Consider the following 12,947-nt stretch of genomic DNA (forward strand, 5'->3'; position numbering starts at 1 on the left):
GCTTCAGACCCTTCTACTGCCCGATCCGAATCATTTCGCCCCTCGCCCGGGGTAGTTGGACCAAGTGACTGGCCAGACGACGAGGATGAGTACCCCGAAGAGGTGAGTTGGTTTGAGTAGCCGCATGTCTATGCGAGTGTCTATGCGAGTTGGATTGATGATGTCTATCGTCCCCTGTCTACTGCTGACTAGCGGATGTTCAGGCGGTCGAAGCGCCGCCCCAGAAGCTTCCAACGGGCACCCAGTCATCACCTCGTCGCAATCGACCTCGGGCAACAATGAGGGTATCTGCGGTTTCGTTACGGCAGCCGAAGTGTCTCAGGCGACGGGCGGTGATCAGCTGACCTCGAAGGTTATTTCGAAGGAAGACGGCGGATCGGTGGTAGCCAGTTCGTGCACATGGGGTGCCGACGGTATCGGCTTTCTTGATGCTGGATGGTGGATCGGGCAGCCGCTGAATCCAAATTCGAATCAACGGGACGACGAGCTCGCCGCGACACTTGGTTATCCCGCCGATCTCAACCCCTGGAATGGTAGTTCGTGCACCGTAGCGGCCGCCGTTTCCGTGTCAAAATCGGTAGGAGTAACGATTATCCCATCGGATTCTTCTCTCCAGGCAACCCCCCCGAAACCGGGTGACGACGTTTGTGCGAGGAATATTGAATTGATTGTCGGAATAATTGGTAAATTGGCGAAATCCTACGGGTAGTCAAGCGTCTGGTGCGCCCTGTTGCTGGCAGGACGACCCCGCGACCCGTCGCGAGTCGGCATCGACCGGTCAGTGCAGCGTGACGAGAGTGATCTGCGGCGGGGCGTCATATCCTGGCCGGGCCGTTTTGTGGTTGCGGCGTACTGTGCGGGCCCTCGGGTTCTGGGGTAACGTGCTCTCGTTTCCCCGAGTTCGCTGTGCTCGTGCGGTGGTCTCGGCTTGTTGACAATTCGACGGGCGGTTGGGGCGTCTTCGGTTTCGGGCTGGTGGCGTGCGGTTGCTGTGGTGGTGCTGTCGGCCGGAGCAAATCGCGCTCGGGACCCGCACGGGCAGGCGAGCTACGCGCCGGAACTGGAATTCCGTTACGACGCGCCCATCCTGCTGCCTATCGATGTCACCGACCGTACGGTGCTCGCCGCTGCACGCCGATCTGGTGGCGCAGCTCGCGGTGGGCGATGTCGACTTCGGATATCCACTCGATCTGTACACTCGTCCAAGATCTTGATCGCCTGGTAGAGAGGCCGACCCGTGCTGAAGAACCCGATCCGGGTCACTGTTGTCGCCGCGCTGGTCGCGAGCGCTTTCGCCTCAGCCGCGTACACCCCGGCGATGGCAGCGCCCCCCGGTTCGCTCATCTCGGTGCAGGCCGAACCCGCGGGCTGGCACGGGCTCGACCGTGGCTCGTCGGTCGAGTACTGGATGACCGACTCGGCCGGCGTCCAGCGCCCGGCCAGCGGCGCGATGTTCCTGCCCGAAGGTGACGCACCGGTCGGCGGCTGGCCGATCCTGGCATACGACCACGGCACCTCGGGCTCCGGCCCGGGTTGCGGTGGTCAGGCCGATCCGGAGACCGCGCCCTTCCAACAGCAGCGCGGGGGGGAGGACCGGCTGCTGAAGCGGTTCGTCGACCAGGGCTTCGCCGTCGTCGCGCCCGATTACCTCGGCCTCGGCCGATTCGACACCGGCCCGCACCCGTACCTCGAGGTGCGCAGCGAGGCAACTGCGACGATCGATCTGGTCCGTGCTGCCCGCGCCGCCAACCACGACCTCTCGCGCACCTGGAGCGTGCTCGGCGTTTCACAGGGTGGTCACGCGGCGCTGAGCGCGGCGCACGTGCAGGCTGAGTACGCCCCTGAGCTCGACTTCCGTGGTGTCGCCGCGATCGACCCAGCCTCGGACGTGGAGAAGATCCTGCCGTTCGTCAGCCCGACGACGCCGATGGTGCCGGGGCTTTCCAGCGCCACCACCTCGTTCATCGTCAGCATCCTGGCCGGTCTGCGCGCCACTGACCCCGCGCTCGGCATCGACTCCTACCTGACTCCGCGCGGCAAGGAAATTGTCGACGCCGCGGGCAGCCAGTGCCTGGACGAGATCCTTGCGTCGACCAAGGGCGTCACCTCCGCCGACCTGCTGGCCCGCCCGCTCGCACCGCTGCGCGATCCGCTCGCGGCCTACATGATGCTGCCGACCAGTGGTTACGATGCCCCGATCCTGTTGTCCATGAACGTCGCCGACATGGTCGTGCCGTCGCCGCTGTACGCGGCGCTGGTCGCCCAGTTCGCGGCCAACGGCGTCGACCAGCAGGTGGTCCTCGGCAACGGCCAGCACGGCTCGGTCTCGCCCGAGCAACTCGCCGCCATCGACGGTTTCCTCGCGCGTGTCAACGCGGCCCCGACACAGCGCTGAGCTGCCCGATCAACGAGGTTGGTAGGTTCTAGCAGTGTCCGAACCAGAGAATTCCGCTCGAGGTAGCCGTGCCGCCTTGCTCGGTCCCGCCGAGGTGCGGACCCTGGCCGAGCGTTTCGGTGTCCGACCCACCAAGCAGCTCGGACAGAATTTCGTGCACGACGGCAATACCGTGCGGCGCATCGTGTCCGCGGCGGGTGTCGGCGCGGGTGACACCGTGCTCGAGGTCGGCCCGGGTCTCGGCTCGCTGACGTTGGCGCTGCTCGACGTGGTCGACCAGGTGGTCGCCGTCGAAATCGACCCCGTGCTCGCGAACTATCTGCCCGAAACCGTCGCCGATCGCGCGCCGGGCCTGGTCGAGCGTCTGCGCGTGGTCGAGGCGGACGCGCTGCGGGTGCGTCCGGAGCAGTTGCCCGCCGTCCCGACCGCGCTGGTGGCGAACCTGCCGTACAACGTGGCCGTGCCGGTGCTGTTGCACCTGCTCGCGACGTTGCCCAGCATCATGGTGTCGCTGGTGATGGTCCAGGCGGAAGTGGCCGACCGGCTTGCCGCCGAGCCGGGGAACCGGGTGTACGGGGTGCCGAGCGTCAAGGCGGGTTTCTTCGGAAAGGTCCGGCGGGCCGGTCACGTGGGGACGCAGGTCTTCTGGCCGGTGCCGCGCGTCGAATCGGGTCTGGTGCGGATCGACCGATACGCCGAAGCGCCGTGGCCGATGGACGACGCGCATCGCAGGCGGGTGTTCGAGGTGATCGACGCGGCGTTCGCGCAGCGGCGAAAGACGTTGCGGGCGGCGCTGTCCGGGTGGGCGGGCTCGCCTGCCGAGGCCGAGCGCCGGCTCGTCGCCGCCGGGATCGATCCGACGGCACGGGGCGAGACCCTGGAGACGTCGGCGTTCGTCCGGTTGGCTGCGACGACCTGATCGGCGCGAGCGGTACGCCCGTGCGGCGAATCGTGGGCTCCCGCAGGAGAACCCGCAGTACACCGGCCGTTCACCGGCGCGGGTTGTGGTGCCCCTGTGAAAGCAATTGTGGACAACCGGTTTTCGCGGCACTCGGAGTTGATCATGATCGGCGGACGGCGCTCCCGGTGGAACCCGGAAATTTGTGTCGCACCACGTCCGGGAAAGATGTGGATGACGTTGTGGATGATTCGTGACGCGTCCTGACGTGGGTGAACCCACGGTGAACGGGGGCGTTGTCGCGAACCGGGTCGATGCTGGGCGAGCTGGACGCGCGCGGCGCCTGCTCGCCCAGCACGGGTGGAGTCAGGCGCTCAGCGCGTAGCCCGCTTCGTCGACCGCGGCGGCAACATCGGCGTCGGCCAGTTCGCCCGAGCTGTCGACGCGAACGAGGCCGCTGGCGAGGTCGACCTCCACGCCGGTGACGCCATCGATCTTGCCGATCTCCTGCTTGACCGAGCTCACGCAGTGTCCGCAGGTCATCCCCGTGACGGTGTAGGTGGTGGTGGCCATGGCCGGCTCCTTCGCTCTTCCAACATACGGTCCAGGGGTATGTCCCCGACACGAACGAACATACCCCCCAAGGGTACCTGGCGCAACCCCTCGGCCGAGTGCCGGGCATTCGGCGTGCGTACTAGTCGGTGGAACCTATTACGCTGGGGAATCGTGCTGTCAGTTGTGCCCAGCCCGGTCGTCGTGCGAGCTCCGTCGAAGGTGAACCTGCATCTCGGAGTCGCTGATCTGCGCCCGGACGGATACCACGACCTGACCACCGTGTTCCAAGCATTGTCCCTCGCCGACGACCTCCGTCTGGCCCCCTCGGCCTCGCTCTCCGTGCGGGTGAGCGGCGAAGGCGCCGCCGAGGTGCCCACCGATCGCACCAACCTGGTCTGGAAGGCCGCGGTCCGCCTGGCGCATCTGGCGGGCCGTGCCCCGCTGGTCGAGATCGCGATCACCAAAGGCATCCCGGTGGCCGGTGGTATGGCGGGCGGCAGCGCCGACGCGGCCGCGACCCTGGTCGGGCTGAACGAGCTGTGGGACCTCGGCCTGACCCGTGAGGAACTGTCCACGATCGCCGCCGAACTCGGCAGCGACGTCCCGTTCTCCCTGCACGGCGGCACCGCACTGGGCACCGGCCGCGGCGAACGCCTGCTTCCGGTGCTGTCGCGCAACACCTTTCACTGGGTTCTCGCGCTGGCCAAGGACGGTCTGTCCACCCCCTCGGTCTTTCGCGAACTCGACCGGCTACGCGCCGAAGGTGAGCCGCCGCGCCTCGGTGATCCCCAGCAACTCATGCAGGCACTGGCCGCCGGCGACCCGCACACCCTCGCGCCGCTACTCGGCAACGACCTCCAAGCCGCGGCACTCTCCCTGAAACCGGAACTGCGCCGCACGCTGCGCGCGGGCGTCGGCGCGGGCGCCCTGGCCGGGCTGGTCTCTGGGTCGGGGCCCACGTGCGCGTTCCTCTGCGAATCGGAGGAGGCCGCGATCGGTGTCGCCGCGGAGCTGGCAGGCGCGGGCGTGTGCCGCAGCGTGCGCACGGCCACCGGTCCTGTTCAGGGCGCCCGCGTGCTCGACACCGAGGCACACTCCAAACGCTGACGACCACCAGCTGAGCCCGGCCGCCGCGGTGCCGGTCAGAGCGACCGGCGGCGTCCACTATGATCGCAATCAACAGATCTCGCACGAACATGGGTAATTCACCGGGAACGGGCCAACTGGTCCAGCAATCCCCCGTCGGACGCCGACGCACCGCAACCCCGCACCTATGTCTGGCCTGAAGTCGCGGAGAGGCGGCAATGCCCAACCTGATCAACCTGGAACAGGTCTCCAAGAGCTTCGGTGTCAAGCCGTTGCTGGATGACGTCTCCCTCGGAATTCACGCGGGGGAACGGATCGGGGTGGTGGGCCTCAACGGCGGCGGTAAGACCACGCTGCTCGAGGTCCTGACCGGACTGGAGCCGCCCGACAAGGGCCGGGTGAGCCGAGTGGGCGGGCTGCGGATGGCCGTGGTCACCCAGCGCGGCGTGCTGCCCGAGGGCGCCAGCATCGGTTCGATCGTGTTCGCCGGGCTGTCCGACGACCTGTCGACCGCCGACATCGCCGACCACCAGTGGGCCGCCGACTCGCGCGTGCGCTCGATCCTCGAAGGCATCGGCATCGCCGATCTGGGCCTGGACACCCTCGTCACGAACCTCTCCGGTGGTGAACGCCGCCGCGTCGCGCTGGCGGCGGCGCTGGTGCGCGACCTGGACCTGCTGGTCCTCGACGAGCCGACCAACCACCTCGACATCGAGGGTGTGCAGTGGCTGGCCGAACACCTGGTCGCCCGGCGCACCGCGCTCGTCGTCGTGACCCACGATCGCTGGTTCCTCGACACCGTCGCCAACCGCACCTGGGAGGTCGTCGGCGGCAAGGTGGAGGTCTACGAGGGCGGCTACGGCGACTGGATCTTCGCCCGCGCCGAACGCGCACGTCAGGCCGACGCCTCGGAGTCGCGCAGACAGAACCTGGCCCGCAAGGAGCTGGCCTGGCTGCGGCGCGGCGCCAAGGCCCGCACCTCCAAACCGCGCTATCGCGTCGAGGCCGCCGAGGCACTGATCGCCGATGTGCCCGCGCCGCGCGACTCGGTCTCGCTGGCCGCGTTCGCCCGCAAGCGCCTGGGCCGCGTGGTGATCGAACTCGAGGATGCCGCCCTCACCACCCCTGACGGCCGGGTGCTGGTCGACGACCTCACCTGGCGGCTCGCGCCGGGCGAGCGGGTCGGCCTGGTCGGTGTGAACGGGTCGGGCAAGACCACGCTGCTGCGCGCGCTGGCCGGGGAGACCGAACCCGCCAAGGGCAAGCGGATCCAGGGCCAGACCGTGCAGATCGGCTGGCTGCGGCAGGAACTCGACGACCTGCCCACCGATATGCGAGTGCTGGAGGCCGTGCAGCAGGTCGCACAGCGAATCATGCTCGGCGACAAGGAGATCTCGGCCGGCCAGCTCGCCGAACGGCTCGGTTTCACCCCGGCCCGCCAGCGCACCCCGGTCGGTGACCTCTCCGGTGGTGAACGCCGTCGCCTGCAGCTCACCCGCATCCTGATGGCCGAGCCGAACGTCCTGCTGCTCGACGAGCCGACCAACGACCTCGACATCGACACCCTGCAGCAGCTCGAGGATCTGCTCGACAACTGGGCGGGCACGCTGGTGGTGATCAGTCACGACCGCTACCTGGTCGAGCGCATCTGTGACTCCACCTGGGCCCTGTTCGGCGACGGCAAACTCACCAACCTGCCCGGCGGCATCGATTCCTACCTCGCCAAGCGCGCCACCATGGCAGGCAACGCCAAGCCGCTCACCGCGAAGACCGGTGGCACCTCGACGGATTCGTCCGACCGCCGCGCCGCCCGCAAGGAACTGTCGAAGGTCGAACGCAGCATCGCCAAACTCGACGAGCGCGAACAGAAACTCCATGCCGCCCTCGCCGACGCCGCGACAGACCCGGACAAGCTGGTCAAGCTGGGAGCCGAGCTGAAGGAAGTTGTCGCCGAAAAAGAAGCGGCAGAAGAGCGCTGGATGGAATTGGCAGAAGCCGCCGACCAGTGATCTCGCACGCACATGGGTAACTCCCGGGGTACGGGCTGACTCGGCGGGAGTCCTGCTGTCAGCCGCCGACGCTCCGTGACCGCGCACTCGAGTCCGGCCCGAAGTCGCGGGGAGGCGGACCAGTGGTTTCGCGACCGTCGTTGATGACGACCGGTAAACACGTCTGAACGAAGTCGGCGCCGAATTCGGTGAGCAGGATGCTGCGGTAGCTCACCTTCGTACCGAAACCGGGGCGCTTCAACGCCTCCCGCACCTGCTCCTGGGCTTCGATGACCTGGTAGCGGTGCGGGTTGCCGACGGGTTCGCGGGTGGACTCGATGAGCCCGAGCCTGCGCAGGTTGGGCAGGTACTGCGGCACCCGGTTCGGAAACCGCAGGCCGGCGTGGTCGCCCAGCATCGTCAGTCCACTGATCAACCGCTCGCCACCGAACGCCCGCTGCCGCCCGGTGCGCACATCGATGGCGGGCTGCGGCCCGTCGACGTGCAGGAAGCGCAGGATCCGTGCCTCGTCCGGCGTGATCTCGGCGAGAATCCCGGGATAGGCCGGATGGGTGTCGGGCTGTGCGGCGGTGGTGCTGGCGGACAGCCGCAGCAGTTCGGCGCCCTGCTCACGCAGAGTCGGCGTGCCGTCCTCGCGGTGGTGTTCGGCGCCCGTCGGCAGGCCGAGGGCGTGCCGGAGCCGGTCGCGCACTTCGGTTTCCGCTTCGGCGAGCACCTCGTTGGGCGGGTTGCCCGCCATGCTGCCGCGCAACACCGTGACGGTCACCCCGAGCGCGGTGTCCAGGGTCCACAGCGTCATTCCCGAGGCGGCGGTCAGCGCAACGCGCGCCACCCCGGTCGCAGCCCGAACCGTGCGCACCGGTGAGACGGGCAGCAGGCCACGCCTGTCGTGGGATACCTCGAGCGGCGGTACCGATCGTCGCACCATGTCGGTGGACGGGGTCCCGTCGTCTACATCCATGTCGTCGCTACTCCTGTTCCGAAGACCAGGATGTGAGCGTATCCGGCGAGCAGTCCCAGCGCGCCGCCATGGACAAAAAGCAACCATTCGTCCTGTTTGATCGCCGAGCGCAGCATGTCCACGAAGTCATGGGGAGAAAGTGCGGACATTTGCCGGGCGATGTAATCGTTGACCTGCCTGCTCTGCTGAGCATTGAACGCGGGGTCGGCGAACGCCATAGGCGCGATCGTCATGGCTTGCGTGGTGAGAGTTGTTTGCAGCGAGTCGTATTCGCGGCTGCCGAGCATGAACTTCACCGCGGGCCGCGCGGGCCCGAGCGCACGGTCGGCGGCCGGGCGCAGGGTGTCCTCGAGCATCTGCAGGGTCCGGTCCGAGCGCGGTCCGTTGAGCAGTTCGTCGCCGATGTTGGCCACCGTGACGACCTCGGTGGACACCAATGCCGCGTAACCCGCGGTGATTTCGGGCTGGCGCTTGATCAGCAAACCCTGCCGCCACGGGCACCACCACTTCGGTGTGGCGGGCGCGAAGATCATGTTGATCCCGATCCAGTTCACCACCCAGCCGATGACGATCCCGCCGACCGGCAGCACGACCAGCGCCGAGAGCCCGGTGGTGTGCAGTGCCAGCACCAGCAGCAGGCCGCAGGGTGCGCCGAAGTAGAAGCCGAAGTTCTGCATGAACCGAAGCTCTTTGGCGCCGAGTACCTGGAACAGCTGGTTGAGCAATTGGGGTCGGGCCTGGAAGTAGCGGATCACCATCTGCTTCACATCGAGCAGTTGATCGATATTGGCGCCGAGTTCCATGGTGAGGTCGCGCAGGATCTCCGGCAGTTGCGAACGCACCCGCTGATGGATCATCTCCCTGACTTGAACAGGCAGGTTGTACCAGAGCTGCGGGTGTTCGCGACGCAGGATCACCTCGACGATGTCGCGGATCTGCGCGTCGGCCACCTCGGCCAGATGTTCGGCCAGCTTCTCCGGGTCGAGCTCGCGATAGAAGTCGGCGACGCTGCCCAGCTTGGACAGGCCCTTGTCGACCGCGATGCTGGCCATCTTGTCGGCACGCGAGGGCACGATGCCCTGCCAGCCGATCCGGCCGTCATAGCTGAGCAGCGGCAATACCTGGATCCGCTTGGGTAGATAAGGGAAGACCGCGCGCAGACCGGGCAGTCGGAATCCGTGGAATTTGATCGGCTGGAACAGCATGAGAATGCCGGACCAGTTGGTTATGTAACCGATAATTCCTGTGAAAAGAGGAATGGTCAGAATTTCTAGCAGGAGTGTCGGGTGTAACCCGAACACACTCTCCAACACGACACGCCCTCCTGCCGATACCCGGTGACCACCGCCTCACCGAGAACCAAAAATTTATCACCCCCGCGGCGAGGTGACCCTACTGTGAGATGAGGAACTGGGTCCATTCGTCGTGTGTCAGGCCACAGGGTAGTGTCTGAGACATCAGTCACAGAACCTGTCCCGAATGACGTACTCGTCTTGGCGAGTCGGACACAATGACCACCACCACCTTTCGTGACAGGCCACAAATACCGTGCAGAGGGGACGCGCGGTAGGTGGTGGCACTGTTCACATGGCGAGACTTCGGAGTAGGACGTGACAGACGACAGGACCGGACAGGACCTGGCCCGTGCCGGTACCCGCGCCGTCGAGCGCAGCTCGGACGTCGAGCAGCGACAGATCAGTAATGAAGCACGGCTGATCCGTGGCGTCTTCCGCGCCGCCGGATTGGCCGCCGGTACCGCGGTGCGCGGCAGCCAATGGGCTGTCGGCACCACCTACGAGGTCACCAAGGAGCTGGCGCAGGCGGCGCTGGACGGCGAATCCTCCGCCGATATCGCCGAGCGCACCGGCAATGCCCTGCGCTCCATCGCGCGCAGCGCACTCGGCGTCACCGAGGGGTCGGTGCGCGAGATCGTCAGCTATGTGCCGACGCCGAACGGTTCGTCGCAGCAGGCCATCACCGTCGGCCCGTACCTGCGCTCGGCCACTACCGATGACCTGCGGCGACGCGGCGACGCGCTGTTGGCCCGCTCGGCCGACGTGTACTTCACCGAGGACGTGCACCCGGCCTACGACCGCATCCTCGACGAGGTCGCTCCCGACGAGGCCCGCATCCTGCGATTCATGGCCCTCAACGGTCCTCAACCCTCGGTCGACGTGCGCACCAACCGCCCGCTCGGCATCGGCTCGGAGCTGGTGCAGGGCGACCTCACCTCGGTCCCCGAACAGGCGGGCGTGCGCTACCCGGACCGCGCTCGGTCCTACCTGATCAATCTCAACCGCCTCGGACTCACGCTCACCTCCGACGATCCGGTGGTGCTGAGCCGGTACATGGTGCTGGAAGTACAGCCCGTCGTGGAACACGCGCTCAAGAAGGCGGGCCGCGCGCCCAAGATCGTGCGCAAGAGCCTGCGTCTGTCGGAATTCGGCGAGGATTTCTGCCGCACCTGCTTCACCATCGGGTAGCTCAGACAGCCGGGCCGGCCGGCGCCGGAGGTCACACTCCGGTTTCGGCAGTGATAGCGATCTGATACAGAACGGGCGGCGAGCCGCTTCTGGTGGGATCGTGGAGAAATGGAGCAGGGCCCGGAATCACCGAACGTGCACGTCGACGAACCTGTCGCGGCCGCGTGGGCAGGGCCTGCGCCGGTGCTGCCCGGCGAGGACGAGCCGTTGGTCGCCGGGTCGGACTCGGGGGAGGCATGGATGGCGACAGCGCCGTCGGACAACGACGAACAGCCCGCACCCATCGAGCGCCCGCCGGACGACCCCGACGATCGCATCGCGATCAGCAGGCTGAAATACCGCTATCTGCGCAGCCTGGACACCAAGTCGTGGGACGAGTTCGCCGACACCCTGGTCCCCGAGGCGACCGCCACCTATAGCGAGTATCTGCAGTTCGAGTCGCGCGAGGCCTTCCTGGCCTTCCTGCGCAACACCCTCGGACCGCACGTGATCACCGAGCATCGCTGCGACCACCCCGAGATCGATGTCGACGGCGACACCGCCTCCGGCACCTGGTACCTGGCCGACACGGTGATCATTCCCGAACACAACATGTGCCTGCGCGGCGCCGCCTTCTATACCGACAGCTACGTGCGCTGCGAGGACGGGCACTGGCGCATCTCGCACACCGGATACGAGCGCACCTACGAAGTAGTGCTCTCGCTCAGCGATCTACCCAGCCTGCGGCTCACCGCGAGCCGCTGGGGAATGATCGCCCAGGAGAACCACATCTCCTCGGTGGAACGCAATCCCGGGCCTGCCGCCTGAACCTCCGGCCCAGACAGCGTCAGTCCGCGGTCGCGACCAGCGGTTCCAGCGTGAGTTTCGGGTGTTCCTTCTCGATGTACTGCAGCCGCCACTTGTCGCTGAACAGCGCCAGGATCACGCCGTCGGTACGGGTGAACACCTCGACCCCGCGCTGGCGATCCAGCTCGGGCGCCGACTCCGCGTCGGTGCGCCGTGCCAGCGTGAAGGGCAGGAAATCCAGCTGGGTCTCGACGTTGAACTCGCCCTGCATCCGCGCGGTGACCACCTCGAACTGCATCGGACCGACCGCGGCCAGCACCGGGGTGGCGTCACCGCGCGCGTCGTTGCGCAGCACCTGCACCACGCCCTCGGAATCGAGCTGGTCGATGGCCTTGCGGAACTGCTTGTACTTGCCCGCGCTCTGCGCGCGCAGCGTCGCGAAATGCTCGGGGGCGAAGCTCGGGATCGGTGGGTACTCCACCTTCTTCTCGACGAACAACGTGTGACCCGGCGCGAGCGCGGTGGCGTTGACCAGACCGACCACATCGCCGGGGTAGGCCGTGTCGACCGTGGTGCGCTCGCGGCCGAAGACCGTCAGCGCGTATTTGGTGGCGAACGGGCGACCGGTCTGCGCGTGGGTCACCACCATGCCGCGCTCGAATTCGCCGGAGACGATCCGCATGAACGCCAACCGGTCGCGGTGGGCGGTGTCCATGCCCGCTTGCACCTTGAACACCACCGCGCTGAACGGGTCACCGGTCGTGCGTTCCTTGCCCGTCACGTCCTCGCGTGAGCCGGGCGCGGGCGCGAGCTGCACCAGCGTCTCGAGCAGTTGGCGCACACCGAAGTTCAGCATGGCCGAGGCGTAGATCACCGGCGAGGTCTGGCCCGCCAGGAACATCTCCTGATCGTGGTCCTGCCCGGTCGCCGAGAGCAGTTCGCTCTCCTCGGCCGCGGTCGTCCACGCCTCACCCTCGCGGGCTTCGGCTTCGTCGGCGGTCAGGTACTCCTCGGGTGCGATGGTCGCGCCACCGGCGGTGCGGGTGAAGTGGATGTACTCGGCGGCCTCGCCTTCCGGTCCGCGACGCAGCAGGCCGCGGAAATCGCCCGCGATGCCGACCGGCAGGAACAGCGGTGTGGGGGTGAGGCCGATCCGCTCGCTGATCTCGTCGAGCAGTTCGAGCGGGGCCTGACCCGGCCGGTCCCACTTGTTGATCACGGTGATCACCGGGATGCCACGGTGGCGACACACCTGGAACAGCTTGAGCGTCTGTGGCTCGAGGCCCTTGGCCGCGTCGATCAGCATCACCGCCGCGTCGACGGCGGTGAGCACCCGGTAGGTGTCCTCGGAGAAATCGGAGTGGCCGGGGGTGTCGACGAGGTTGATCACATTGTCGATATCGGACCCGGCGGCGCGGTAGTTGAACTGCAGCGCGGTCGAACTGACCGAGATACCGCGCGCCTTCTCCATTTCCATCCAGTCCGACACCGTCGACTTGCGACCGGCCTTACCGTGGATGGCGCCCGCCTCGGAGATCATCCTGGCGTGCAGGGCCAGCGCTTCGGTGAGCGTCGACTTACCCGCGTCGGGGTGCGAGATCACGGCGAACGTGCGCCGACGGGCCACCTCGGCGGGTAACCCGCGGGGGGTGGGGGCGACGTTCTCTCCGGACTCGGACAAAGGGGAGCCTTTCGGTGGGGGCAGCCTTTCCAGGGTACGAGGGGCTGAAGGGGTGGTCACAGGGGGGATCAATTGTTCGGTAGTCCCAGGAGG

The 12,947-nt window shown here is 67.1% G+C and carries 10 protein-coding genes; 6 read left to right on the forward strand and 4 right to left on the reverse strand.

Annotation, left to right across the window (positions count from 1 at the left end; all coding sequences use genetic code 11):
• The first annotated feature begins 1,237 nt into the window (after nucleotides 1-1,237).
• Together ACFWF3_RS07215 and rsmA are read left to right on the forward strand one after the other, a co-directional pair.
• A complete protein-coding gene (locus ACFWF3_RS07215) occupies nucleotides 1,238-2,395 on the forward strand; it encodes an alpha/beta fold hydrolase (RefSeq protein WP_379312867.1) in 1,158 nt (385 codons plus the stop codon).
• Nucleotides 2,396-2,429: 34 nt separating this feature from the next.
• Nucleotides 2,430-3,314 (forward strand): 16S rRNA (adenine(1518)-N(6)/adenine(1519)-N(6))-dimethyltransferase RsmA, encoded by an 885-nt coding sequence (gene rsmA / locus ACFWF3_RS07220; RefSeq protein WP_378993208.1) that lies wholly within the window; start codon nucleotides 2,430-2,432, stop codon nucleotides 3,312-3,314.
• Between the two features lie 345 nt (nucleotides 3,315-3,659).
• On the opposite strand, the gene ACFWF3_RS07225 is transcribed toward rsmA, so the two are convergent.
• Nucleotides 3,660-3,866, reverse strand: coding sequence for a heavy-metal-associated domain-containing protein (locus tag ACFWF3_RS07225; protein ID WP_378993206.1), 207 nt, complete (start codon nucleotides 3,864-3,866; stop codon nucleotides 3,660-3,662).
• A 153-nt stretch (nucleotides 3,867-4,019) separates the two neighbouring features.
• Here ACFWF3_RS07225 and ACFWF3_RS07230 point away from each other — a divergent pair, with 153 nt between their 5' ends.
• Together ACFWF3_RS07230 and ACFWF3_RS07235 are read left to right on the forward strand one after the other, a co-directional pair.
• The gene (locus ACFWF3_RS07230) at nucleotides 4,020-4,955 is read left to right on the forward strand and encodes a 4-(cytidine 5'-diphospho)-2-C-methyl-D-erythritol kinase (protein WP_378993204.1); all 936 of its coding nucleotides are present in this window, start codon (nucleotides 4,020-4,022) and stop codon (nucleotides 4,953-4,955) included.
• 197 nt (nucleotides 4,956-5,152) lie between these two features.
• Nucleotides 5,153-6,943, forward strand: a complete 1,791-nt coding sequence (locus ACFWF3_RS07235) for an ABC-F family ATP-binding cassette domain-containing protein (RefSeq protein ID WP_379312869.1) — start codon at nucleotides 5,153-5,155, stop codon at nucleotides 6,941-6,943.
• Nucleotides 6,944-7,001: 58 nt separating this feature from the next.
• Here ACFWF3_RS07235 and ACFWF3_RS07240 read toward each other — a convergent pair whose 3' ends face one another.
• A complete protein-coding gene (locus tag ACFWF3_RS07240) occupies nucleotides 7,002-7,904 on the reverse strand; it encodes an Abi-alpha family protein (RefSeq protein WP_379312871.1) in 903 nt (300 codons plus the stop codon).
• Nucleotides 7,895-9,109, reverse strand: coding sequence for a hypothetical protein (locus tag ACFWF3_RS07245; protein ID WP_379312872.1), 1,215 nt, complete (start codon nucleotides 9,107-9,109; stop codon nucleotides 7,895-7,897). Before ACFWF3_RS07245 ends, ACFWF3_RS07240 begins: the two co-directional genes overlap by 10 nt.
• A gap of 405 nt (nucleotides 9,110-9,514) precedes the next feature.
• Here ACFWF3_RS07245 and ACFWF3_RS07250 point away from each other — a divergent pair, with 405 nt between their 5' ends.
• Nucleotides 9,515-10,387: an Abi-alpha family protein gene (locus ACFWF3_RS07250; RefSeq protein WP_378993200.1), complete on the forward strand. Its 873-nt coding sequence runs from the start codon at nucleotides 9,515-9,517 to the stop codon at nucleotides 10,385-10,387.
• A gap of 240 nt (nucleotides 10,388-10,627) precedes the next feature.
• Complete coding sequence (locus ACFWF3_RS07255) at nucleotides 10,628-11,194, forward strand: nuclear transport factor 2 family protein (protein ID WP_379312873.1); 567 nt, start codon at nucleotides 10,628-10,630, stop codon at nucleotides 11,192-11,194.
• 19 nt (nucleotides 11,195-11,213) lie between these two features.
• Here ACFWF3_RS07255 and ACFWF3_RS07260 read toward each other — a convergent pair whose 3' ends face one another.
• Nucleotides 11,214-12,854, reverse strand: a complete 1,641-nt coding sequence (locus ACFWF3_RS07260; RefSeq protein WP_378636033.1) for a peptide chain release factor 3 — start codon at nucleotides 12,852-12,854, stop codon at nucleotides 11,214-11,216.
• Between the last annotated feature and the right edge of the window lie 93 nt (nucleotides 12,855-12,947).

It is taken from the genome of Nocardia sp. NPDC060220, assembly GCF_042727815.1.
Classification (GTDB): Bacteria; Actinomycetota; Actinomycetes; order Mycobacteriales; family Mycobacteriaceae; genus Nocardia.